The sequence below is a fragment of the Lentisalinibacter sediminis genome, from assembly GCF_040706615.1.
GTDB classification, from domain to species: Bacteria; Pseudomonadota; Gammaproteobacteria; order Steroidobacterales; family Woeseiaceae; genus Lentisalinibacter; species Lentisalinibacter sediminis.
This window is the reverse complement of sequence record NZ_JAPDRF010000003.1, coordinates 166,196-189,672: the sequence shown is the minus strand read 5'-3', so window position 1 is coordinate 189,672 and position 23,477 is coordinate 166,196. Positions and strand designations below refer to the sequence as shown.

The 23,477-nt window shown below is 67.2% G+C and carries 23 protein-coding genes; 17 read left to right on the top strand and 6 right to left on the bottom strand.

Annotation, left to right across the window (positions count from 1 at the left end):
• Positions 1-25 precede the first annotated feature (25 nt).
• Genes ACJMKX_RS05755 through alr form a run of 4 tightly spaced genes read left to right on the top strand, consistent with a single transcriptional unit; the run spans position 26 to position 3,990 of the window.
• The gene (locus tag ACJMKX_RS05755) at positions 26-919 is read left to right on the top strand and encodes a YybS family protein (protein WP_405222332.1); all 894 of its coding nucleotides are present in this window, start codon (positions 26-28) and stop codon (positions 917-919) included.
• Between the two features lie 51 nt (positions 920-970).
• Positions 971-1,447, top strand: coding sequence for a 50S ribosomal protein L9 (rplI, locus tag ACJMKX_RS05750; protein ID WP_405222328.1), 477 nt, complete (start codon positions 971-973; stop codon positions 1,445-1,447).
• A gap of 45 nt (positions 1,448-1,492) precedes the next feature.
• Complete coding sequence (dnaB, locus tag ACJMKX_RS05745; protein WP_405222325.1) at positions 1,493-2,887, top strand: replicative DNA helicase; 1,395 nt, start codon at positions 1,493-1,495, stop codon at positions 2,885-2,887.
• A complete protein-coding gene (gene alr / locus ACJMKX_RS05740; RefSeq protein ID WP_405222322.1) occupies positions 2,884-3,990 on the top strand; it encodes an alanine racemase in 1,107 nt (368 codons plus the stop codon). Before dnaB ends, alr begins: the two co-directional genes overlap by 4 nt.
• A gap of 32 nt (positions 3,991-4,022) precedes the next feature.
• Here the strand turns inward: alr and ACJMKX_RS05735 are convergent, their stop codons facing one another.
• Entirely contained in the window at positions 4,023-4,763 is a 741-nt protein-coding gene (locus ACJMKX_RS05735; protein WP_405222319.1) for an FHA domain-containing protein, read from the bottom strand.
• Positions 4,764-4,827: 64 nt separating this feature from the next.
• Positions 4,828-5,655, bottom strand: a complete 828-nt coding sequence (locus ACJMKX_RS05730) for a Stp1/IreP family PP2C-type Ser/Thr phosphatase (RefSeq protein WP_405222318.1) — start codon at positions 5,653-5,655, stop codon at positions 4,828-4,830.
• 539 nt (positions 5,656-6,194) lie between these two features.
• Here ACJMKX_RS05730 and radA point away from each other — a divergent pair.
• Positions 6,195-7,553 carry a DNA repair protein RadA gene (gene radA / locus ACJMKX_RS05725; RefSeq protein ID WP_405222316.1) on the top strand — a complete coding sequence of 453 codons (1,359 nt, stop codon included), beginning with the start codon at positions 6,195-6,197 and terminating at the stop codon, positions 7,551-7,553.
• A gap of 4 nt (positions 7,554-7,557) precedes the next feature.
• Here the strand turns inward: radA and ACJMKX_RS05720 are convergent, their stop codons facing one another.
• Together ACJMKX_RS05720 and ACJMKX_RS05715 are read right to left on the bottom strand one after the other, a co-directional pair.
• Positions 7,558-8,826, bottom strand: coding sequence for an HlyC/CorC family transporter (locus ACJMKX_RS05720; RefSeq protein ID WP_405222314.1), 1,269 nt, complete (start codon positions 8,824-8,826; stop codon positions 7,558-7,560).
• A gap of 137 nt (positions 8,827-8,963) precedes the next feature.
• The gene (locus ACJMKX_RS05715; RefSeq protein ID WP_405222312.1) at positions 8,964-9,746 is read right to left on the bottom strand and encodes a cytochrome C assembly family protein; all 783 of its coding nucleotides are present in this window, start codon (positions 9,744-9,746) and stop codon (positions 8,964-8,966) included.
• A 190-nt stretch (positions 9,747-9,936) separates the two neighbouring features.
• On the opposite strand from ACJMKX_RS05715, the gene ACJMKX_RS05710 reads away from it, so the two are divergent.
• From ACJMKX_RS05710 to sppA, 12 genes are all read left to right on the top strand, one after another.
• Positions 9,937-10,689 carry an MBL fold metallo-hydrolase gene (locus ACJMKX_RS05710; RefSeq protein WP_405222310.1) on the top strand — a complete coding sequence of 251 codons (753 nt, stop codon included), beginning with the start codon at positions 9,937-9,939 and terminating at the stop codon, positions 10,687-10,689.
• A gap of 97 nt (positions 10,690-10,786) precedes the next feature.
• Entirely contained in the window at positions 10,787-12,148 is a 1,362-nt protein-coding gene (gene ffh, locus ACJMKX_RS05705; RefSeq protein ID WP_405222308.1) for a signal recognition particle protein, read from the top strand.
• A 175-nt stretch (positions 12,149-12,323) separates the two neighbouring features.
• Positions 12,324-12,581, top strand: a complete 258-nt coding sequence (gene rpsP / locus ACJMKX_RS05700) for a 30S ribosomal protein S16 (protein ID WP_405222306.1) — start codon at positions 12,324-12,326, stop codon at positions 12,579-12,581.
• Positions 12,582-12,604: 23 nt separating this feature from the next.
• Entirely contained in the window at positions 12,605-13,132 is a 528-nt protein-coding gene (gene rimM, locus ACJMKX_RS05695; RefSeq protein WP_405222304.1) for a ribosome maturation factor RimM, read from the top strand.
• Between the two features lie 3 nt (positions 13,133-13,135).
• On the top strand, positions 13,136-13,894 hold the full coding sequence (trmD, locus tag ACJMKX_RS05690; protein ID WP_405222302.1) for a tRNA (guanosine(37)-N1)-methyltransferase TrmD: 759 nt from the start codon (positions 13,136-13,138) through the stop codon (positions 13,892-13,894).
• 37 nt (positions 13,895-13,931) lie between these two features.
• Positions 13,932-14,276 (top strand): 50S ribosomal protein L19, encoded by a 345-nt coding sequence (rplS, locus tag ACJMKX_RS05685; RefSeq protein ID WP_405222300.1) that lies wholly within the window; start codon positions 13,932-13,934, stop codon positions 14,274-14,276.
• 62 nt (positions 14,277-14,338) lie between these two features.
• A complete protein-coding gene (locus ACJMKX_RS05680) occupies positions 14,339-15,214 on the top strand; it encodes a TRAP transporter TatT component family protein (RefSeq protein WP_405222297.1) in 876 nt (291 codons plus the stop codon).
• 43 nt (positions 15,215-15,257) lie between these two features.
• Positions 15,258-16,283 carry a TRAP transporter substrate-binding protein gene (locus ACJMKX_RS05675; RefSeq protein WP_405222296.1) on the top strand — a complete coding sequence of 342 codons (1,026 nt, stop codon included), beginning with the start codon at positions 15,258-15,260 and terminating at the stop codon, positions 16,281-16,283.
• The gene (locus ACJMKX_RS05670) at positions 16,280-16,810 is read left to right on the top strand and encodes a TRAP transporter small permease (protein ID WP_405222293.1); all 531 of its coding nucleotides are present in this window, start codon (positions 16,280-16,282) and stop codon (positions 16,808-16,810) included. Before ACJMKX_RS05675 ends, ACJMKX_RS05670 begins: the two co-directional genes overlap by 4 nt.
• Positions 16,810-18,072 (top strand): TRAP transporter large permease, encoded by a 1,263-nt coding sequence (locus tag ACJMKX_RS05665; protein WP_405222290.1) that lies wholly within the window; start codon positions 16,810-16,812, stop codon positions 18,070-18,072. The genes ACJMKX_RS05670 and ACJMKX_RS05665 overlap by 1 nt, the downstream gene beginning before the upstream one ends.
• A gap of 25 nt (positions 18,073-18,097) precedes the next feature.
• The gene (locus tag ACJMKX_RS05660; protein ID WP_405222288.1) at positions 18,098-19,228 is read left to right on the top strand and encodes a PQQ-dependent sugar dehydrogenase; all 1,131 of its coding nucleotides are present in this window, start codon (positions 18,098-18,100) and stop codon (positions 19,226-19,228) included.
• A 4-nt stretch (positions 19,229-19,232) separates the two neighbouring features.
• Complete coding sequence (sppA, locus tag ACJMKX_RS05655; RefSeq protein ID WP_405222286.1) at positions 19,233-21,107, top strand: signal peptide peptidase SppA; 1,875 nt, start codon at positions 19,233-19,235, stop codon at positions 21,105-21,107.
• 46 nt (positions 21,108-21,153) lie between these two features.
• On the opposite strand, the gene tdh is transcribed toward sppA, so the two are convergent.
• Together tdh and kbl are read right to left on the bottom strand one after the other, a co-directional pair.
• Positions 21,154-22,182 (bottom strand): L-threonine 3-dehydrogenase, encoded by a 1,029-nt coding sequence (gene tdh / locus ACJMKX_RS05650; protein WP_405222284.1) that lies wholly within the window; start codon positions 22,180-22,182, stop codon positions 21,154-21,156.
• A gap of 12 nt (positions 22,183-22,194) precedes the next feature.
• Complete coding sequence (gene kbl / locus ACJMKX_RS05645; RefSeq protein ID WP_405222281.1) at positions 22,195-23,394, bottom strand: glycine C-acetyltransferase; 1,200 nt, start codon at positions 23,392-23,394, stop codon at positions 22,195-22,197.
• Positions 23,395-23,477 lie beyond the last annotated feature (83 nt).

The following is a 23,477-nucleotide window of genomic DNA, read 5'->3' as shown; positions in this document are numbered from 1 at the left end:
GAGCACAAGGCCGGCGGCGGGTCCCATGCGACAGATCGCTGTCTGGATTACGGCCCGCTTTCATCGTGCGGTGCTGGTGATCGCGGCGCTGTTCCCGGTGCTGCCGGTACTGAGCGGCGCGACCACCGTGCTGACGGTGTTGGCCCGGGGCCTGCGCGAGGGAGTCGCGGCAGCCTTGCTGGCGTCCGTGCTGCTGGTCGCTGCCGTCGCGCTGATGCAGGACTTCCAGATGTCCCTCGTGTGGTATCTGGCGCTGGTGCAGGGCGGGAGCCTGGCAGCGGTCTGGCTGCTGGTCTCCACCCGCTCGCTCACGCTGACGGCGCAGGCTCTCGCGGTCCTGATGCTGCTGGGCGTCGGCGTGTTCTACGCGCAGGTGGACGACGTGGGTGGCTTCTGGCGGCCGTTCCTGGAGCAGTTCGCCGGCAATATCGCCGAGGCCGGGGGCATGGCCATGGACGCCTCGGCATTCGTGGCGACGGCGCAGGTACTGATAACGGGCCTCGCGTTCGGCATGACCTGGGTCGGCACGATGCTCGTGATTCTGCTTGGCTACGCGCTGTACGCGCTGCTGCCGGAGAGAGAGCCCGTATTCGGGCGCTTCCGGGAGCTGAACCTGGGACGCACGCTGGCGCTGGCCACCGCCGTCATCAGTGTGGCGGCGACGCTGAGCAGCTCGCCCTGGCTGGTGAATTCGGCGCTGGCGCTGCTGGTGGCGTTCGTGCTGCAGGGCCTTGCGCTGGTGCACGGGCTGTTCGTGGCGCGGCAGTGGCCGCCGGCGCTGCTGATCGTGATATACGTACTGGCGATACTGCCGTCGCCGGTCTCCGGTGCCGTCATCGGGATGCTGTCCCTGGGCGGCTACCTGGACGCCTGGATCGACATTCGCCGGCGAGTGCCGGTCGTCTCCGGGCAGGAATGAATCTGGTAACGTAGGCTGCCTGGCGCAGCACTCTGACAACGGGTGAACGGAATGGAAGTGATACTGCTCGAGAAGATCGAAAACCTGGGCACCATCGGCGACAAGGTGACCGTGAAGTCCGGCTACGGCCGCAACTACCTGCTGCCCCAGGGAAAGGCGACGCTGGCCACGAAGGCGAATGTGGCGAAATTCGAGGCCATGCGCGCGGAACTGGAGAAGCAGGCGGCCGATGAGCTGGGTACCGCGAAGGCGCGGGCGGAGAAGCTCGCCGACATGCGGGTCGAGATCCCGGCCAAGGTCGGTCCGGAAGGCAAGCTGTTCGGCTCGGTGGGCACCATCGAGATCGCCGACGCGGTGACCGAGAAGGGCGTCGAGATCGAGCGCGCCGAGGTGCGGCTGCCGGAGGAGGGCCCGTTGCGCGAGGCCGGCGAGCACAGCATCGGTGTTCACCTGCACGCCGACGTGGACGTGGAGATCACCGTGGTGGTGGTCCCGGAGGAGCCGGACACCGGCGCCCCGGGCGCCTAACAGCCCCAGGGAGCAGCCATCAGCGAGGTCAGCGACTCAATCACAATGGTCCGGGCACTGGAAGAGCAGGAGGCGCGCGAGGCGGCGGAATCGCGCCTGCGCACGCCGCCTCACAGCATGGAGGCCGAGCAATCGCTGCTCGGCGGCCTGATGCTGGACAACGCCGCCTGGGACAAGGTGGCGGATATCATTACGGCGCAGGATTTCTACCGTAAGGACCACCAGCTGATCTTCGAAGCCATCGGGCGTCTGTCCGAGAGCGGCCAGCCGTCCGATGCGGTCACTCTGCACGAACACCTGGACAACCGGGGCGAGCTGGCCAGGGTCGGCGGCCTCGACTACCTGGCCACGCTGGCCAACGAGACACCGAGCTCGGCCAACGTGCGCGCGTACGCGGAGATCCTGCGCGAGCGCTCCGTGCTGCGCCAGCTGATCTCGGCCGGCAACGAGATCGCGGGCAGCGCGTTCACGACGGAAGGTCGCACGGCGGGCGAGTTGGTGGACGACGCCGAGCGCCGTGTCTTCGAGATCGCCGAACAAGGCTCCCGACGGGGCGGTTTCAAGACCCTGAAGTCCATCCTGCCGGAGACCATCGACCGGATCGACATGCTGCATCAGTCGGACGGCGATATCACCGGTATCTCCTCCGGCTACACCGAGTTCGACAAGTTGACGGCGGGCCTGCAGAACGGCGACCTGATCATCATCGCGGGCCGCCCGTCCATGGGCAAGACGACCCTCGCCATCAACATCGCGGAGAACGCCGCCATCGGCGCGAAGGTGCCGACCGCCATCTACTCCATGGAGATGAGCGCCGACCAGCTCGCCTTCCGCATGATTTCCTCGCTCGGCCGCGTGGATCAAAGCCACCTGCGCACGGGCCGCTTCCCCGACGAAGACTGGTCGCGCATCAACACGGCCGTGCAGCTGATGTCCGACGCGCCGATTTTCATCGACGATACTCCGGCCCTGTCGCCCACCGAGATGCGCGCCCGCGCCCGCCGGCTGAAACGTGAGCACGGCCTCGGCCTGGTCGTTGTGGACTACCTGCAGCTGATGCAGGTGCCGGGCAACAAGGAGAATCGGGCCACGGAGATCTCGGAGATCTCGCGCTCGCTGAAGGCGCTGGCCAAGGAGCTCTCCGTGCCGGTAATCGCGCTCTCGCAGCTCAACCGGAGCGTCGAGCAGCGTCAGGACAAGAAGCCGGTGATGTCGGATCTGCGCGAGTCCGGCGCTATCGAGCAGGATGCGGACATCATCTGCTTCATCTACCGGGACGAGGTCTACGATGCCGACTCCCCGCGCAAGGGCATCGCCGACATCACCATCGCCAAACAGCGCAACGGTCCCACGGGCGAGTTCCCGCTCACCTTCCTCGGCCGCTTCACCAAGTTCGAGAACTGGGCGCCTGACGCCTGGGGCGACGGGCCCTATCAGTGAGGGCGACGGCCTGCGCGCGGGTGCATACCGGCGCACTCAGGCACAACCTGGCCGAGTTGAGGAGACGCGCGCCAGGCTACCGGGTGATGGCCGTCATCAAGTCGAACGGCTACGGCCACGGGCTGGTGGCGGCCGCGACGGCGCTGGATGCCGCCGATGCCTTTGCGGTGGCGCGTATGGAGGAGGCGCTGCGGCTCCGTGAGGCCGGCATTGACAAGCCCCTGGTGTTGCTCGAGGGGGTATTCGACAGCCACGATCTGGCGCTCGCGAGGGCGCAGCGGCTCGAGCTGGTCGTCCACAGTGGCGAACAGGTCCGACTGCTGACCGGGTCGCCGCCGGAGCTGCCCCTGACGGTGTGGCTGAAGGTGGATACCGGGATGCACCGACTCGGCATCGACCCGGCGGACGTGCCGGAGGCGGTGCGCGCCCTGCGGTCCTCGCCTGCCGTGGCTGAACTCCGGCTCATGACCCACTTCGCCCAGGCCGAACGGCTGCAAGACGGCATGACGTCGGCGCAGATCGGTTCCCTGCGGGCGGCCGCCGACGGCTTCGACGGCGCGGTCACCCTGGCCAATTCCGCCGCCATACTCGGCTGGAAGACGGAGCTGGACGTGATGGCGGCAGGCTGGCCGGGGTTCGGTCCCGCCTGGATCCGGCCAGGCATCTGCCTGTATGGCATATCGCCGTTCCCCGACGAGACGGGCGCGGAGCTCGGCCTCGAGCCGGCCATGGAGTTCCTCTCCACGCTGATCGCGGTCAAACCGGTGGCCGCCGGGGAGCCGATCGGTTACGGCGGGCGCTATCGGGCGGCGCGCGACATGCGCCTCGGCATCGCCGCCGTCGGCTATGGCGACGGCTACCCCTGGTGCATGCCCGACGGCACGCCGGTGCTGGTGGCCGGCCGGCGCGCAGCCATCGCCGGGCGCGTCTCGATGGACATGATCACGGTCGATCTCAGCCATCTGCCAGAGGCGGCGGTGGGCGACGAGGTGACGCTGTGGGGCAGGGAGCTGCCCGTCGAGGAGGTGGCTCGCTACGCCGGCACGATCCCCTACGAGCTCGTCTGCCGGGTCACGGAGCGGGTGATCAAGGTCACCGAATAGGCCGGGCCGGATCAGCGGGACCCGCGCCGCGCTCAGGTCAGGAAGAAGCCCATTTTGACGCCGGCGAGCTGGAGCACGTCGTTGTCGGCCAGCTTGCGGGCCTGGGGCCCGATCGACTCCCCGTTGACCCGCGGATAGTCGCCTTCCTTGCCGCTCTCGACGTGCACCACGTAGTAGCCTTCGGCGCGCCGGGTGATTGCCGCCACCTGTACGCCGGGCCGGCCGAGCGTGGTCAGCGCCTTGGTCAGCTCGAGCTCCCGTCCGGCGAACGCGCCCGAGAGCACCTGCAGCTTCGCGGTGGGCAGTGCCGCCGGCGCAGGCGCTGCTTCCGAGGCGGCCGTGGCCGTATGGGCAGCTTCGGATGCCGGTGCTACGCCTGCCGCCTGCTCGACCGCCTTCTGCGCCTCGTCGATGCGCTCGGGCCTGTGCTGGCTCGGCGGGATCACCATCGTCTTCTCGAATTCGTCCTGATCCGCCTCGTTGGCCTGCTGATCCACGAATCGCAGCTGGTGATGGCCGATGGTAATGGTGTCGCCGTGCTGGAGCGCGTGCTTCTTGATCAGCTTGCCGTTGACGTAAGTGCCGTTGGTGCTGTTCAGGTCCTCGAGGAACGAGTCGTTGAGGATATTGATGATCAGCGAGTGGTGGCCGCTCACCGCCGGGTTGTCGATACGCACGTCGTTATCGGGCAGCCGCCCGATCGTGTAGCGCTCCTTGGTCATGTTGTATTCGGCCAGTACCTGACCGTCCAGACTCAGAATCAACCGTGCCATTTGCTGTCACTCGCTCCTGCCGATGGTGCAAGACGCCCGACGTCCGGGGGCGAAATCCTCGCGATCATTGCCGGAAAAGACCGGAAATTCTGTCGATCAGTCCGCGTTTTGCGGGGAAAGACTCCAGGACCCTCGCCAGCATGATGGACACGTTGTCCCGGCCGCCGTGGTCGTTCGTGAGCTGGACCAACTGTTGACCAACTACATCAAGGCTAGCACTAAACGTGCTGATAGTTAAATGAATATCTTCATCTTCGACCATGTCCGGCAGCCCGTCCGAGCAGAGTAGATAGACGTCATCCTTCGCCACCTCGTACTCCTGGACCTCCACCTCGACCGCCGGCTCCACGCCGAGAGCCCTTGTAACATAATTCCGGTTCGTCGACCTCTGCGCCTCTTCCGGCGAATAAAAACCGCGGTCCACCAGCTCCTGCAGCAGAGAGTGGTCCAGCGTCAGCTGCTGGAACTGGTCGGCTCTGAGGCGATAGGCACGGGAGTCGCCGACGTGCGCCACCGAAATCCGGTCGTCGAAGAACAGGCAGGCGACGATCGTGGTGCCCATGCCTTCGCACTGGGGCTGGCTCTGGGCGGTCTGGTAGATGATCTTGTTGGCCCGGGCGATGGCATCGCGCAGGGAGATCGTCTGGCGCATCAGGCCGGAGGTGGGCTCGACCTCGCCGCGGTCCTCGCGGTTCGTGGCCTCACTGACCAGGTCGAAGACCGTCTTTACGGCGATGCCGCTGGCGACTTCGCCGGCGTTGTAGCCCCCCATGCCGTCGGCGAGCACCATCAGCCCGATGTCGGGCTGGGTGGCGATGGCATCCTCGTTGTGATCGCGCACCTTGCCGGTGTCCGTGATCTCGGAGAATCGAATCTTCCCCTTGAGGCTCATTCTGCTTGCCTGTCTACCGGTCCAGGTGATGCGTGCTGTCGTTCTCGCCGCGGGACGTCAGCGCCGTGCTGGCGTGCCTGCGTGCCGGTTCCTGTTCCCTGGCAAGTGCCTCTCGTCCGTTGTTCTCCCGGGCAGGAAGTCGTCCCGCCGTGCGGCCGGCCGGCCTGAGCGCTGCGTATCGTCGGTGGTTCGCATGTGCCCGGTCCGCCATGATGGGTGCCTCGATCGGGAGCACTCCCTGTGCCGATCGGGTAAGGGTAACACCAACTGAACATAAGTCGGAACGCCCCGCCGTATGGCCGGGCCCCGGCCGGCGTGACCGGCCGGCAGCATTCGTGGAGGGCGGCACGGCAGGGGAGGCCGGCGCCGCAATCGTGTCGGTCGTTGTTGTTTTCATCGTGGAATCACCCGGCGGGAAGTATAGGTGAAGCGCCGCGGGATTATTGAGATACCGTTACCACTTTGGCCTGCGAACGGGTGCGCGCCGCGGTGCTATCATCCCCGCTTTTCCCGGACCGGCGGCAGGCCGGCAGCGAGTCATGGCGAAGACACGGACCGCCTACGTCTGTTCCTCCTGCGGCGCCCACAGCGTCAAGTGGCAGGGCCAGTGTGCGGACTGCGGCGACTGGAACACCCTGAGCGAGGTACGCCTCGCGCCCGGTGGCGGCGGGACGTCGTCCGGCGCCGGCGCCGATCTGGCAGCGCTCGCCACCCTGGCCGAGGCGGGCGCGGAAGAGCGGGAGCGCACCAGCACCGGTTTCGGCGAGTTCGATCGGGTGCTGGGTGGCGGACTCGTACCGGGCGCGATCATTCTGCTCGGCGGCGATCCGGGCGTCGGCAAGTCCACGCTGCTGCTGCAGGTGGCGGCGCGGCTGCGCAGTTCGCTGCCGGTGCTCTATGTGAGCGGGGAGGAGAGCCTGCGCCAGGTCGCACAGCGGGCCCGGCGGCTGGGCGTGGCGGACAGCGATCTGCACCTGCTGGCCGAGACCCGCCTCGACGTCATGCTGGATGCGGTCACGCGCTCGCGGGCCTCCGTGCTGATCGTCGATTCCATGCAGACCATCACGACGGACAGCCTGGACTCGGCGGCGGGCAGCGTCAGCCAGCTGCGCGAATGCGTCGCACGTCTGGTGCGCCTGGCCAAGGAGCGCGACGTCGCCGTTTTCGTCGTCGGCCATGTGACGAAGGAGGGTGCCATCGCCGGGCCCCGGGTGGTCGAGCACATGGTGGATACCGTGCTCTACTTCGAGAGCGATCCCGCGAGCCGCTTCAGCATGGTCAGGGCGGTGAAGAACCGCTTCGGGGCGGTCAACGAGATCGGCATGTTCGCCATGGGTGCCGAGGGCTTCCGCGAGGTAAAGAACCCGTCCGCGATCTTCCTCTCCCGGGATACGGCCGAGACCGCCGGCGGCGTGGTGACCGTGGCCTGGGAGGGCAGCCGGCCCGTGCTGGTGGAGGTGCAGGCGCTGGTGACGGAGAGTGCGGGCGGCTATCCGCGACGGTTGTCCCAGGGCCAGGATCAGAACCGGCTGAATCTGCTGCTGGCCGTGCTGCAGCGCCACGGCGGGCTGTCCCTGGCCGGCGACGACGTATTCGTCAACGTGGTCGGCGGCATTCGTATCGCCGAGACCGCGGCCGACCTGCCGACCGTGCTGGCCGTCGTCTCGAGTCTGAGGGACCGGGTGCTCGACCGGCGCACCATCAGCTTCGGCGAGATCGGCCTGGCGGGCGAGGTGCGGCCCGTGCGCTACGGCGAGGAACGCCTCGCCGAGGCGGCGAAGCAGGGGTTCAGGCGGGCCATCGTGCCGAAAGCGAACGCCCCGCGCCGGGCCCTGGAGGGCATGGAGGCGATACCCGTGTCGCGGCTTTCCGAGGCCCTGGAGGCGGCCTTCGACTGACCGTTCAGTCCGCGCCGGCGGCCAGCCGCGGCGGTTCCCTTTCCCGGATGCGCGCCGAGCGCACCATGTTCTCGCTGGTCGCCAGGATCTCGACCGGGTGGTCGTTCAGTTCGAGCAGCGTGCCGGGCTCCGGGATGGTCTCCAGCGTCTCCAGGATCAGCCCGTTCAGCGTCTTCGGCCCGTCCGTCGGCAGCTGCCAGCCCAGCAGGCGATTCAGTTCGCGCACGTTGGCGCTGCCGTCGATGATCCAGCCGCCGGCGCCGTCCGGCTGGAGATCCGGATGCTGGTCAGATGGCACTGTGCGGAACTCGCCGACGATCTCCTGCAGGATGTCCTCCAGCGTCACCATGCCCTGTATGTCGCCGTACTCGTCGACCACCAGCGCGAGGCGGCGCTTGCGCTGCTGGAACTGGACCAGTTGTGTGCTGAGCGGCGTGCCTTCCGGCACGTAATAGGGTTCCTGCAGCGCCGCCACCAGGTCGTCTCGCGAGAGTTCCGCCTTGCGCAGCGCAGTGACGAGCCGCCGGATGTGCAGAATACCCACCACGTTGTCGATGCTGTCCCGATAGGCCGGTAGCCGGGTGTGCTGGCTGGCCTGGATCTGATCGAGGATCAGCACCATCGGTTCCTCCAGGTTGATGGCGATGATCTCGTTGTGAGGCACCATGATGTCGTCGACGGTAACCTTCTCCAGATCCAGTATGCTGGTGAGCATGCGCCGATAGCGCCGCGAGATCATCGCGCCGGCCTCGTTGACCACGGTGCGCAGCTCTTCGCTGCTGAGCGAGTGGGATTGCACGTCGTCGTGGCGGACGCCGAACAGGCGCAACACGGCATTGGCCAGCAGGTTCGTGAGCCAGACGAACGGGTACAGCACGCGCAGCAGCGGGTAGTAAATGAATGCTGCGGGCAGCGCCACACGCTCCGGGTGCAGGGCGGCCAGGGTCTTCGGCGCCACCTCCGCGAAGATCAGGATCACCAGTGTCAGCAAGCCGGTGCCGATGGCGATGGCCGCCTCGCCGCCGAGGCGAAGAGAGATCAGCGTCACGAGCGAGGCGGCCGAGATGTTGACCAGGTTATTGCCGAGCAGGATCAGACCGATCAGGCGATCCGGCCGGCGCAGCAATGACTCGGCGAGCCGTGCACCCCGGTGGCCGGAGCGGGCGCGGTGTCGCAGGCGGTATCGGTTCAGGCTCATCAGAGCCGTCTCGGTGCCCGAGAAGAACGCCGACAGTATCAGCAACAGCCCGAGCAGGCCGAACAGGAGGCCCATAGGTTGGTCTTCGGTCAAAGAGGGGGCACCCCGTCTCCTTTCAACTTGGTATCAGGCAGTTGACCAACAGGGCAGCGTCGCTGTCAAGCGCACGGGCCGCGCAGGGCGCCCAGGGCCGCTGCGGCGCGTCGCCACGCTCAGCCCCAGGGCCGGTGGAGTATGTACTCGAGGACGATCTTGCTGCCGTAGTAGGCCAGCACCAGCGTGAAAAAGCCGCCGAGGTAGAGATAGATCGCGCGCCGGCCGCGCCAGCCGGCAAGCTGGCGCCCGATCAGGAGCACGCCGAACAGGCCGAGCGCGATGAACGAGAGCACGCTCTTGTGCAGCAGGTGCTGGGCGAACAGATTCTCGACACGGACCAGGCCGCTGAATACCGCCAGGAGCAGGCAGAGGAAACCGGCTGTCGCCACGCCGTAGAGCAGCGACTCCATGGTCTCCAGCGGCGGCATGAGCCGCGTGTAGAGCCCCATCTTCGCCTTGCGCAGCAGCCGGTCCTGGTGCAGGGCGGCGAAGGCGAGCACCGCGCCCACCGCGAGGAGGCTGTAGGCGAACATGGACAGCATGACGTGAGTGCGTAGCTGCCAGTTGAGACTGGCGGTGACATTGGCCTCGTTGCTGAGACCGGTGCCGAGTGCCGCTACGCCGGCCACGAGGAAGAGCATCGCCGAAAGCCCGCGCACCCGCTCACGGAGCGCGGCGAGCGTGGCCAGTATGGCGACCTGCCAGCCGGCGAGTGACGTCATGCTGAAGATGCTGAGCCGCAGCGCGTCGCCGACCAGGATCTCGCGAGCCAGCATCTGTTCGTGGGCCAGCAGCCCCGCCAGCGCCAGCGGCAGGGAGAGCCAGAACAGGAGCTCGTGGCGATGCTCGTATTTCGGCATCTGGCCGGCCGCCAGCAGGCAGCCTGCACCGGCGTACAAGGCGAGAACTGTGATTTGAAACACGGAAACCCTGGGAGGCGTCAAATAGGTTTAGAAGCACCGAAATCATCGCACATGGTGTCCCTGTTTAGAACCCTGTCATCCCGACGCACAGGCGCGTAGCCGGCCAGGGACGGGTGAGCTTCGAGCAGAGACCGGAGCGGGTCGAAAGCCTATGCGGATCAGGATCATGGGATGCAGCGGAGGGATAGGTACGGGGACGCGCACGTCCGCGATGCTGATCGACGACGACGTGCTCCTCGATGCCGGCACCGGCGTCGGCGATCTGCAGCTCGACGAACTCTCCCGCATCCGCCACGTCTTCCTCACCCATTCCCACCTGGATCATATCGCCGGGCTGCCGCTGTTCCTCGACAGCGTGTTCGACAGCCGTGACGGCGAGCAGATCACCGTCTACGGCCGGCACGAGACCCTGGAGGCGGTGCAGAAGCATCTGTTCAACTGGGTGATCTGGCCCGATTTCTCCGTGCTGCCGACGGCGGAGGACCCCGTGCTGCGCTATCACGTCTGCAATCCCGGTGACACGGTGCGCATCGGCGCCCGGGAGTTCACCGCCGTGGACGTCGCCCACAGTGTCCCGGCCCAGGGCTACACCATCAACGACGCCGGCAAGGGCTTCGCGGTGAGCGGCGATACCGGTACCAACCGCACCCTGTGGCCCATACTGAATTCCCTGCCGGAGCTGCGGGCGCTGGTCATCGAGGTCTCCTTCCCCAACGCGCAGGAGAATCTGGCACGGGAATCGGGCCATTACACGCCGAGCACGATGGCCGCGGACATCGCCCAGCTCCGCCACACGCCGGACATCTGGCTCACGGCGATGAAGCCGGGCGAGGAAGAGGTGATTCTGCACCAGGTCAAGGAGGCGCTGCCGCTGCGCCGGGTCGAGATGCTGTCCCGGGGCGCCGTACTCGACATCTGACATCCGGTTTTCCGGCCGGCTGCCGAACCGCTAGAATAAGGCGCTTGCGAAGGGCTCTCACGGCCTCCAGTCATTCACGCCCGCGGGCGACGGCAGCATGTTCGACAATCTCAGCGATCGACTGAGTGGTGCGGCGAAATCCCTCACGGGCAAGGGCCGGATCACCGAAGACAACATCAGGGACACCCTGCGGCAGGTGCGCATGGCCCTGCTTGAGGCCGATGTGGCCCTGCCCGTGGTGAAGGACTTCATCGGTCGGGTGCGGGAGCGTGCGCTTGGCGAGGAGGTCTCCCGCAGCCTCACGCCGGGCCAGGCCTTCGTCAAGATCATCCAGGCAGAGCTGGAGCGGGTTCTGGGCGGGGAAACCGAGGCCCTGGATCTGCGCGCGCAGCCGCCGGTCGTCATCCTGCTGGCCGGCCTGCAGGGCGCGGGCAAGACCACCACCGCGGCGAAGCTCGCCCGGCGCCTGATCGAGAAGGAGAAGAAGTCGGTCGCTCTGGTCAGCGTCGACGTGCACCGGCCGGCCGCCATCCTCCAGCTGGAGCGCCTGGCCGGCGAGGTGGGCGCCGAATGGATCCCTTCCGAGGCCTCGGAGGCTCCCACGGTCATCGTGCAGCGGGCGCTCGAGGCGGCCCGGCGCAGCTTCGCGGACGTGCTCATCGTCGATACCGCCGGGCGCCTGCACGTCGACGACGGGATGATGAGCGAGGTCCGTGCCGTGCACGAGCTGGCCTCGCCCCACGAGACCCTGTTCGTGATCGACGCGATGGCGGGCCAGGACGCCGTGAATGCGGCCCGGGCTTTCTCCGAGGCGCTGCCGCTTACCGGTGCCATCCTGACCAAGGCGGACGGCGATGCCCGCGGCGGCGTCGCCCTGTCGGTGCGCGAGATCACCGGCAAGCCCATCCGCTTCATGGGCGTCGGCGAGAAGACGGACGCGCTGGAGGTGTTCCATCCCGGGCGCATGGCCACCCGCATCCTCGGCATGGGCGATGTGCTGTCGCTGGTGGAGGAGGTCGAGCAGAAGGTCGACCGCAAAAAGGCGGAGAAACTCGCCGGCAAGATCGCCAAGGGCAAGGGCTTCACTCTCGCCGACATGCGGGAACAGTTTCAGCAGATGCTGGAGATGGGCGGCCTCGAATCCCTGCTCGACAAGTTGCCGGGCATGGGCAAGATCAACCCGGCGGCGCTGAAGGGCCAGGCCGACGACAGCCAGCTGCGCCGCCAGATCGCCATCATCAACTCGATGACTCCCGGCGAGCGGCGTTTCCCGAAGACCATCAACGGTTCGCGCAAGCGGCGTATCGCCGCGGGCAGCGGGGTGCAGGTGCAGGATGTGAACCGGCTGCTGAAGCAGTACACCCAGATGGAGAAGATGATGAAGCGCTTCTCCAAGGGCGGCATGAAGAAGCTGATGCGCGGCATGCCCGGCGGTGGCATGCCGCCGATGGGCCGCTGACGGGGAGTGCCGGGAGCGTCCGGAGCGCCCCGGAGTCGTTCACTTTAGTCCTTCACTTTTTCTGGTATTGCAGTAGAATGGCGGGTTTACTCGGACGCCGGGCCGGGCGATGGCCTGCGCCCGCGTCTGTGGTTTCCAGAAAACGATTTTCAGAATGGGCGAGGTCCATTAGTACATGGTCAGCATCCGGTTAACCAGGGGAGGGGCGAAGAAGAAGCCCTTCTACCACGTCATCGTGACAGACAGCCGCAACCGGCGGGACGGCCGCTACATCGAGCGGCTCGGCTTCTTCAACCCGCAGGCGAAGGAGGACGAAGAGTCCCTGCGCCTCGACGTGGCCCGGGTCGAGCACTGGATCGGTCAGGGCGCCCGGCCGTCGGAACGGGTGGCTTCACTGCTGAAGCAGGCCCGCAAGACCGCCGCCAGCGCCTGAGCGGCATCCCGCCCGCCGGGGCCGTGGAAGGACGCGTTCCGGCAGAGAGTGGCGAGCTGGTCACACTGGGCCGGATCAGCGGCGTCCACGGCGTACGGGGATGGGTGAAGGTGTTTTCCTACACCGACCCCAGGGAGAACGTGCTCTCCTACCCGGAGTGGTGGCTGATCCGAGGCGGGGAGCGGCGTCTGGTGAGGGTGCGGGACGGCCGCGCCGGTGGCCGGACGATCACCGCCGCGCTGGAGTCCATCGAGGACCGTGACGCGGCAGAACAATGGGTCGGGGCCGAGATCGCCGTCGAGCGCTCGAGCCTGCCGGACCCCGGAGAAGGAGAATATTACTGGGCCGATCTGATCGGCCTGGAAGTGCGCGACGAAGGCGGCGAGCGGCTCGGCCGGGTCGGCCAGATGCTGGAGACCGGCGCGCATGACGTGATGGTGGTCGAGCGCGACGAGGGAGAGGATTTGCTGATCCCCTTCGTGATCGACCGGATCGTGAAGGCGGTGCGCCTGGAAGAGGGCTGCGTCGTCGTCGACTGGGAGTGGAGCTGACCCGTGCACATCGAAGTGGTCAGCCTGTTCCCGGACGAGGTACTGACCGTCGGCCGCTTCGGCGTCGTCGGTCGGGCCGTGGACGGCGGGCTGGTATCGCTGGGCGCGGTGAATCCGCGGGATTTCACCGAGGACGTACACCGCACGGTCGATGACAGGCCCTACGGTGGCGGCCCGGGCATGGTGATGAAGTTCGGTCCGCTCGCGGCCGCGATCGACGCGGCGCGCGGTCGGACCGGAGACGGGGCCCGGAGGGTGTACCTCAGTCCCCAGGGCAGGCGCTTCGATCAGGGGCTGGCGCGGGAGTATGCGACGCTGCCCGCGCTGGTGCTGGTGGCAGGACGCTACGAGGGCGTCGACGAACGGCTCATCGAGGCCGCGGTCGACGAGGAGGTCTCGGTCGGAGACTTCGTCCTCAGCGGCGGCGAGATCGCGGCCATGGCGGTCATCGACGCCACGGTGCGGCTGCTGCCCGGGGCACTGGGTGACGCAGAGTCTGCGGCGCAGGAGTCGTTCGAGACGGGACTGCTCGACTGCCCGCATTACACCCGTCCGGAGGTCGTGGACGGTCGGCGGGTACCGTCGGTGCTCACATCGGGCGACCACCGGGCCATCGCCCGCTGGCGGCTGAAGCAGTCGCTGGGCAGAACCTGGGTGCGGCGGCCGGATCTGCTGCGCGACAGGCGGCTGACGGACGAGGAGCGCGAGCTGCTCGAGGAATACAAGGCCGAGGCAGGGGATGCCGCGGCCGGAATACGGTAAGACATTCAACACTCGACTGAGATAGCAGGAACAAGCCATGAGCAAGGTCATAGACGCTTTGGAGCAGGAACAGATGCGGCGCGAGATACCCGAGTTCGACCCGGGTGACACGGTTACCGTGCAGGTGCGCGTCAAGGAAGGCGACCGGGAGCGTCTCCAGTCCTACGAGGGTGTGGTGATCGCCAAGCGCAACCGTGGCCTGAACTCGTCGTTCACCGTGCGCAAGATGTCCCATGGCGAGGGCGTCGAGCGTGTTTTCCAGACCTACAGCCCCTCGATCGGCGACATCATCGTCAAGCGCAAGGGCGACGTGCGCCGCGCCAAGCTGTACTACCTGCGTGGACGCACCGGCAAGGCGGCCAGGATTCGCGAGAAGATCTGACCGCGACGCCGTGAGCCCGTTTGGCGGAGGAACGAAGCCTGCCGGCCGGGGTCACAGCTGACATGACGGAACGCTCACGCAACAAGACCCGCGCGGGCCTCGTCGCTCTCGCGGCGGCGGCCCTGGGCTCGACCGGCTGTGCCTCGCTGGTCTCCTCCGCTGCGTCCGGATTCGCCGACAACCTGAGTGCGGCCGTCCTGAACCAGACGGATCCGGAGACGGTGCGCGACGGCGCGCCGGCCTATCTGTTGCTGCTCGACAGTCTGGTGGAGGGCAACCCCGACGACACGGCGGTGCTGCAGGCTGCCGCCGAGCTCTATGCCTCCTACGGCGCGGTGTTCGCCGACGACCCGGAGCGTGCCAGGCGGCTCACCGACCGCGCGCGTACCTACGGCGAGCGCTCCCTTTGCATCGAATACCGGCCCGCCTGCGCCTGGGACGAGCAGGACTACGACGCGTTCGAGGAGAGCCTGGACGGTCTGAGGCCGGGCGACGCCGATGCGCTCTACAGCTATGCCCTTTCGTCGCTGGCCTACATCCGCGCGCACAGCGACGACTGGAACTCGCTGGCGGAGCTGCCGCGGATGGAGGCGGTGCTGGAGCGCCTCCTCGCGCTGGACGACGGCCAGTACCAGGCGCAGCTCTATACTTATCTCGGTATCCTCGCGACACTGCGTCCGCCATCTCTCGGCGGCGAACCCGAGCTCGCGCGAAACTACTTCGAGCGTGCCATCGAACTCACGGGGGGCAGGGATCTGTCCGTGAAGGTGGAATACGCCCGGGGCTACGCGCGTCTGCTGTACGAACGGGATCTGCACGACCGCCTGCTGAACGAGGTGCTCGAAGCCGATCCTGTGGCGCCGGGTTACACCCTTACGAACACGCTGGCCCAGCGGGACGCCGAGGTGCTGCTCGACAGCGCCGAAGCGTACTTCTGAGCCCCGACTCCGGGCGACGAGCTACTCACAGGGAGTGCAAGCCATGAACGCCAGAATCATCACCCTCATCGCGTTGCTGCTGGTCGCCGGTCCGGCGTCCGCCGTCGATCTGAAGATCGCCACCATCGCCCCCGAGGGCTCGACCTGGATGAAGGACATGCGGGGGGCGTCCACGGAGATCGCGGAGCGCACCGACGGTCGGGTGAACATCAAGCTCTATGGCGGCGGCGTCATGGGCGACGACAAGAAGGTACTGCGCAAGATCCGCATCGGCCAGCTGCACGGCGGCGTCTTCACCGCCAACAGCATGGAGCAGTACTACCCGGACCTGAATATCTACGGTCTGCCGCTGCTGTTCGAGAACGATGCCGAGGTGCAGTACGTGCGCGAGCGCGTCGACCCGAAGCTCGAGGCCGGACTGGAGGAGGCCGGCTTCGTGAGCTTCGGTTTCGCGGGAGGCGGCTTCGCCCGTTTCCTCTCCAATACGCCCGTGCGCTCCGTGGACGACCTCAAGGGCAAGAAGGTCTGGGTGCCGGAGGGCGACCAGATCAGCTACCGGGCCATGGAGGCGCTCGACCTCTCGCCGGTGACCCTGCCGGTGACCGACGTGCTGACCGGCCTGCAGACCGGCCTGATCGACATCGTCGCCTCGCCGCCGGTGGCGGTGCTGGTGCTGCAGTGGCACACGAAGGTGGATTACCTGACCGAGCTGCCGCTGCTCTACACGCTCGGCTATCTCGCCATCGACAAGCGGGCGTTCTCACGCCTCTCCGCGGCCGATCAGGCCGTGGTCGACGAGGTCATGAACCGCGTCTACGAGAATTTCGATCGCATCAACGAGGCGGACAACGAGCAGGCGCTGGCTGCCCTGGCCAATACCGGCGTGGATTTCATCGAGCCGGTGGACGGCGCCATCGACCGCTGGCGTGAGCCGGTCATGGCCGCGAACCGGAGCCTGGCGGAAGAGGGTTACCTCTCGCCGGAGTTACTGGAAGAGGTGCAGGCGCTGCTGGCCGAGTACCGTACCCAGGCGGCCGCAACGGCCCGGGCGGACGGCGACAGCCCGTGACGGAGGCGCCCGGGCGTCTCGGCGGGCGCCTGAGCGAGCGCCTGGAGCGTGCAGGCCGGCTGCTGGAGAATGTCGTCCTCATCGTTCTGCTGTCGGCCATGATCCTGCTGGCCACCACCCAGATCATCATCCGCAACGCGTTCGACTTCAGCTTCATCTGGGCCGATGAAGTGCTGAAGCTGATGGTGCTCTGGGTCGCGCTGTTCGGCGCGGTGGCGGCCAGCCGGGCCGACAAGCACATCAGCATCGACGTCGTCTCACGGTTCCTCTCGCCCGGCCTGCGTCTGATTTCCGAACTGGTGGTCAATGTCTTCACCGCCGCGGTCTGCGCCCTGCTGGCCTGGCATTCGGGGCGCTTCGTCTACACGGCATGGGAATTCGGCGACCAGCTGGTCGGCGGGCTGCCCGCCTGGTGGTTTCAGATCGTCATGCCGATCGCGTTCGGACTGATGGCCTGGCGCTATCTGCTCTTCACGGGCTCGAGCGCCGTCCGCATCGGCAATCGCCTGCGTCACCGGGAGCCGTGATGATCCTGTTCGGTATCGTGCTGCTCCTGCTGGCGCTGCTCGGCGCGCCCCTGTTCGCCGTCATCGCCGCGAGCGCGATGTGGGGCTATTACCAGGCAGAAATCGATCTCTCCGCCGTGGCCATCGAGTTCTTCAGCGTCGGCACGATGCCGTTCCTGCTGGCGATACCGCTGTTCACGTTCGCTGGTTTCGTGCTGAGTGAGAGCGGCGCGCCCCGCCGGCTGGTGCGAATCACCCGCGCCCTGCTGGGCTGGATGCCCGGCGGACTCGCCATCGTCTCGCTGGCGGCCTGCGCGTTCTTCACCGCATTCACGGGCGCCTCGGGCGTCACCATCATCGCGCTCGGCGCCATCCTGTATCCGGCGCTGACTCAGGCCGGTTATCCGGAGCGGTTTAACCTGGGCCTGGTCACCAGCGCCGGCAGCCTGGGCCTGCTGTTCGCGCCGTCGCTGCCGCTGATCCTGTACGGCGTCGTCGCCCAGCAGTCGATCGACGAGCTGTTCCGGGCCGGTGTGCTGCCGGGCCTGCTGATGCTGATCATGCTCTCGGGCTGGAGCCTGTGGGTGAACCGCCACCAGCGCCAGCCCCTGTCGGACTTCTCGTGGCGGGAGGTGGCCGGCGCCGTGCGTGAATCCGCCTGGGAGATACCGCTGCCGGTCGTCGTGCTCGGCGGTATCTACTCCGGGCTGATCGGCGTCTCCGAGGCGGCCGCGGTGACGGCGCTCTACGTGGTATTCGTCGAGGTCTTCATGCTGCGGGAGATCCCGCTGCGCGAGCTGCCCCGGATCATGCGCGAGTCCATGCTGCTGGTGGGCGGCATCCTGGTGATCCTCGGCGTCTCTCTGGCCTCGACCAATATCATGATCGATGCCGGCGTGCCCCAGAAGTTGCTCGCCGTCGTCGAGCAGTTCGTGAGCGGGCCGCTCACCTTCCTGCTGCTTCTGCTGGTGTTCCTGCTGATCCTGGGCGCCATACTGGATATCTTCTCGGCGCTGGTGCTGGTGGTGCCCCTGATTCTGCCGGTCGCCGCGCAGTACGACATCCACCCGATCCATCTCGGCATCATCTTCCTGGCCGCGATGCAGTTGGGCTATCTCACGCCGCCGGTGGGTCTGAACCTGTTCATCGCCAGTTACCGCTTCGAGGAGCCCATCGTCCGCGTCTATCTGGCGACGCTGCCTTTCCTGTTGATTCTGCTGATCTCGGTCATCATCATCACCTACGTGCCGGCGCTGTCCCTGTGGCTGCTGCCCGGCGTTTGAGCGCAGCCCGCCCACGGAGGAGAACATGAGTCGCAAGAGATTCGTGCGTCGCTGTCTGGCGATGGTCCCGTTGCTGGCAGCAGTGGCATGCGGCGCGGGCGAGTCACGGCAACTGCCGCTCGAGACCATCGAGCTGCCGCCCGGTTTCTCCATCGAGGTGGCGGTGGCGGACATCCCCAATGCGCGTTCCATGGTGTTCGGAGACGATGGCACGCTGTTCGTCGGCACCCGGGGCGAGGGCGCGTTGTATGCGGTCACGGGCTGGGACGATGGCGACGCCCGTGTGCATGTGCTGGCCACGGAGATGAATATGCCGAACGGCGTCGCGTTCCGGGACGGAGCCCTGTACGTGGCGGAAGTGGATCGCATACTGCGCTACGACGGCATAGAGGCGCGGCTGACCGATCCCGGCGAGCCGGAACTGATCGCCCGTTACCCCTCAGACCGGCACCATGGCTGGAAATACATCGCCTTCGGGCCTGACGACCGCCTGTACGTGCCGATCGGCGCGCCCTGCAATATCTGCGACGAGGCGGGCTATGCGGTCATCACCAGTATCGAGCCCGACGGCAGCGACCGGCGTGTCTATGCCGAGGGTGTGCGCAATACGGTCGGGTTCACCTGGCACCCGCAGACGGGGGAACTCTGGTTCACCGACAACGGGCGCGACCACCTCGGCAACGACGTCCCGCCCTGCGAACTGAACCATGCACCGCGGCCGGGACTGCACTTCGGCTACCCCTATTGCCACGGAAGCGACGTGGCCGATCCGGAGTTCGGCGACCAGGCGGACTGCGGGGATTTCGTGCCGCCGGCAGCGGAACTCGGGCCCCACGTGGCGCCGCTCGGCCTGAAGTTCTACACGGGCGACCGCTTTCCCGCGGAGTATCGGGGCCAGGTTTTCATCGCCGAGCACGGGTCCTGGAATCGGGATACGCCGATCGGTTACCGGGTCACGCTCGTGCGGCTGGACGGCGATCGGGCGTCGAGCTACGAGACTTTCGCAAAAGGCTGGCTGCAGGACGACGGCGAGGCATGGGGCAGACCGGTGGATCTGCTGCAGACTCCCGACGGCGATTTTCTGTTGAGCGATGATCACGCCGGCGTCATTTACCGGATCAGATACATTGGCGCGGACGCGCCGGACGAGGAGTGAGAGCATGGCCCTGGGAAAAGCCCTGATGAGAGTCCTGCGCGCCCTGTGGCGCGGGCTGGACGGCATCCGCAAGATCCTGCATCTGCTGGTGCTGCTGTTCCTGTTCGCGCTGGTGGTCGCGGCGCTGTCGCCGCCGGTGGCGGAGCTGCCGCGCAAGGCGGCACTGGTGATCGCGCCGGAGGGCTACCTGGTGGAGGAATTCGAGGGCAACCCGGTGGACCGCGCCGTTGCCGAAGCTATGGGCGACGGCGTCGGCCAGACCCGGCTGCGTGACGTGGAGGATGCCCTGGAGTGGGCCGCGGAGGACGACCGCATCCCGGCGGTGGTACTCGAGCTGGACGCGTTCCTCGGTGGCGGGCTGACCAAGCTGCAGGCGGTCGCGAATGCCATCGAGACCTTCAAGGCCTCGGGCAAGCCCGTGATTGCCATGGGCAACGCCTATACCCAGGCGGGCTACTATATCGCCGCCCATGCCGACGAGATCTGGCTGCAGGACCAGGGCGTGGTGTTCCTGCAGGGCTATGGCATCTACCGTAACTATTTCCGCGATGCCATCGACAAGCTCGGCATCGACTGGAACGTGTTCACGGCGGGCACCTACAAATCCGCCGCCGAACCCTTTACCCGCGACGACATGTCGGAGGCCGCGAAGACGGCCAACCGGGACCTGCTCGACCAGCTCTGGCAGGCCTGGCTCGGTGGCGTATCCGCGGCCCGGGGCCTCGACGCCGCCCGGTTGCAGGCCGGTATCGACAACCTGCCCGAGGAATTGCAGGCGAGCAACGGTCGTTTCGCGGATATGGCCGTCAGGCTGGGCCTGGCCGATCGGGTAACCACCCGCGCCGAGTTCCGCGAACACATGATCGGCATCGCCGGCGCCAACGACGGGCAGGAAGAGAGCTACCGCTCGATCGGCCTGGAGGCCTACCTGGCAGGGCAGCGGCTCCTGCGCGGCGACGAGGCAGGCGCGAGCAACGTGGCGGTGGTCGTCGCGTCCGGCCCGGTGGTGGAGGGCGATGCGCCCGCCGGCAATATCGGCGGCGAGTCCACCAGCAACCTGATCCGGCGCGCGATCGAAGACGACTCGGTGAAGGCTCTGGTGCTGCGCGTGGACAGTGGCGGCGGCAGCACGTTCGCCTCGGAACTGATACTCGACGAGATCCAGGCCTTCAAGGCGACGGAGCGGCCGGTGATCGTCTCCATGAGCAGCGTGGCTGCCTCGGCGGGGTACTGGATCTCGACCGGCGGCGACGAGATTCTCGCGCACCCCACGACCATCACGGGCTCCATCGGCGTCGTGGGCATGTTCCCCACGTTCCAGCGCACGCTCGAGAAGGTGGGCATCAACACGGACGGGGTGGGTACGACGGCGCTGGCCGGCGCGCTGCGCCCGGACCGCCCGCTGGGCGAGACGCTCCGGCGCACGATTGAAATAACGGTGGATACGACTTACCGGGACTTCGTCGACGGCGTCGCCGAGCAGCGCGGCCTCGATCGCGACAAGGTCGGCGATATCGCCGAGGGCCGGGTCTGGACCGGCCAGGACGCACTGGAGTTCGGGCTGATCGACCGTTTCGGCGACCTGAACGATGCCATAGAGACGGCGGCGGAGCGCGCCGGCCTGGCGGAGGGCGAGTTCGGCGTGAAATACGTCGAGCGGCCGCTGACGCCGGGTCAGGAGTTCCTGCTGCAGCTGCTGAACTCGCGCATCGGCCCGACGGTGGCCGGGGTGGCCGGGGTGGCCGCGAGTGGCTTCACCGGCCGCGGCTCGCCGCTGGCGCCGCTGGTGACGGCGGTGGAGGACGCGTGGCGCGGCATCGCCCGGTTCAACGACCGTCGCGGGACGTACGCCGACTGCTTCTGCGACGTGCTGCGCTAGGCCGGGAGGGCACCCGCCGGCATTGCCAGCCGGCAGGTGCCAGTCGTCAGGCGTGCCAGTCGAGCACGACCTTGCCGGACTGACCGGACGACATCGTCTCGAAGGCCTCGCCGAAGTCGGCGAGCGCGAAGTGATGGGTGATGATCGGGCCCACGTCGAGTCCGCTCTGCAGCATGCTCGACATCTTGTACCAGGTCTCGAACATCTCGCGGCCGTAGATGCCCTTCACCATCAGGCCCTTGAAGATGATCTGGTTCCAGTCGATGGCGGTGTCCTCGGGCGGAATGCCCAGCAGCGCCACCCGGCCGCCGTGATGCATGACGCGGAGCAGCTCCCGCAGCGCGGACGGCTGTCCGGACATCTCCATGCCGACGTCGAAGCCCTCTGTCATGCCCAGCGCCTGCATGGCGTCGTCGATCGAATCCCGCGTGACGTTCAGCGTCATGGAGGCTCCCATCTGCCGCGCCAGGTCGAGACGGTAGTCGTTCACGTCGGTGATCACCACGTGACGGGCGCCCGCGTAGCGGCAGATGGCTACCGCCATGATGCCGATCGGGCCCGCGCCCGTGATGACGACGTCCTCGCCGACGAGGTCGAAGGAGAGGGCGGTGTGGGTGGCGTTGCCCAGCGGGTCGAGGATGGCCGCCATGTCGTCCGTGATGGCCTCGGGCAGCTTGAAGACATTGAAGGCGGGTACCGAAATGTACTCGGCAAAGGCGCCCGGGCGGTTCACGCCCACCCCCACGGTGTTGATGCACAGGTGACGCCGGCCGGCGCGGCAGTTGCGGCACACGCCGCAGGTGATGTGGCCTTCGGCCGAGACCCGGTCGCCCGGTTCGAGGCCGCGTACCTCGCTGCCAACCTCGACGATGCGGCCGCAGAATTCGTGGCCAACGGCCATGGGCACCGGGATGGTCTTCTTCGCCCAGTCGTCCCACTGGTAGATGTGGATATCCGTGCCGCAGATGGCCGTCTTGGCGACCTCGATCAGGACGTCGTTGTGGCCGACCTCGGGCTCCGGGATGTCTTCGAGCCAGATGCCGGGTTCGGCCAGTTTCTTCACCAGTGCTTTCATGAGGCCTCCGCGCTAGCTGATGACACCGAGTTCCCGGCCCACGGCCGCGAATGCGTCGATGGCCCGGTCGAGGTGCTGCCGGTCGTGTCCGGCGGACATCTGCGTGCGGATGCGCGCCTTGCCGTGGGGCACCACCGGGTAGGAGAAACCGATGACGTAGATACCGTGGTCCAGCAGCCGGTCGGCCATCTGCCCTGCCAGCCGTGCGTCGCCCAGCATCACGGGGATGATGGGGTGCTCGCCCGGCAGCAGGTCGAAGCCGAGCGCTTCCATGCGGTTGCGGAAATACTCCGCGTTCGCGGCGAGCTTCTCGCGCAATCCGCTGTCGGACTCGAGCAGGTTCACGACCTCGATGGAGGCGGCGGCGATCACCGGTGCCAGCGTGTTCGAGAAGAGGTAGGGGCGGGAGCGCTGGCGCAGCCAGGCGACGATCTCCCGGCGCCCGGCGGTGAAGCCGCCGGAGGCGCCGCCCAGCGCCTTGCCCAGCGTGCTCGTGATGATGTCCACGCGGCCCATCACGTCGCGGTACTCGTGGGTGCCGCGGCCCTCCCGGCCGAGAAAGCCGGTGGCGTGGCAGTCGTCGATCATCACCAGCGCCTGGTATTCGTCGGCCAGATCGCAGATGCGCTGCAGGTCGGCGATGGTGCCGTCCATGGAGAAGACGCCGTCGGTGGCGATCAGGCGCGCGCGCGCGTCCCGCGCGGCCCGCAGCTGCGCCTCCAGGTCCGCCATGTCGTCGTGCCGGTAACGGTAGCGCTGCGCCTTGCACAGGCGGATGCCGTCGATGATGCTGGCGTGATTCAGCGCGTCGCTGACGACGGCGTCCTCCGGCCCCAGCAGGGTCTCGAACAGGCCGCCGTTGGCGTCGAAACAGGAGGGGTAGAGGATCGTATCCTCGGTGCCGAGGAAATCGCTGATGCGGCCTTCCAGCTCCTTGTGCACCGTCTGGGTCCCGCAGATGAAGCGCACCGATGCCATGCCGTAACCGTGCTCGTCGATGGCCCGGCGGGCTGCGGCGACGATCTGCGGATGATTGGCCAGGCCCAGGTAGTTATTGGCGCAGAAATTGATGACGTGGCGGGTATCGCCGTCCTCGCGCACGTCGATCTCGGCCTGCTGGGGCCCGGTGATAACCCGTTCCTCCTTGTACAGGCCCTGTTCCTTCAGCTCCTCGGTCGCTTCGGACAGCGATGCCAGAAACGCTTCTTTCACGGGGAATACTCCTTGCTTGCGCTGGCCGGAAGTATATCAGCCGTGGCGATCGCAGCCTCTGGAGTATGGGCCGGCGAGGCGCG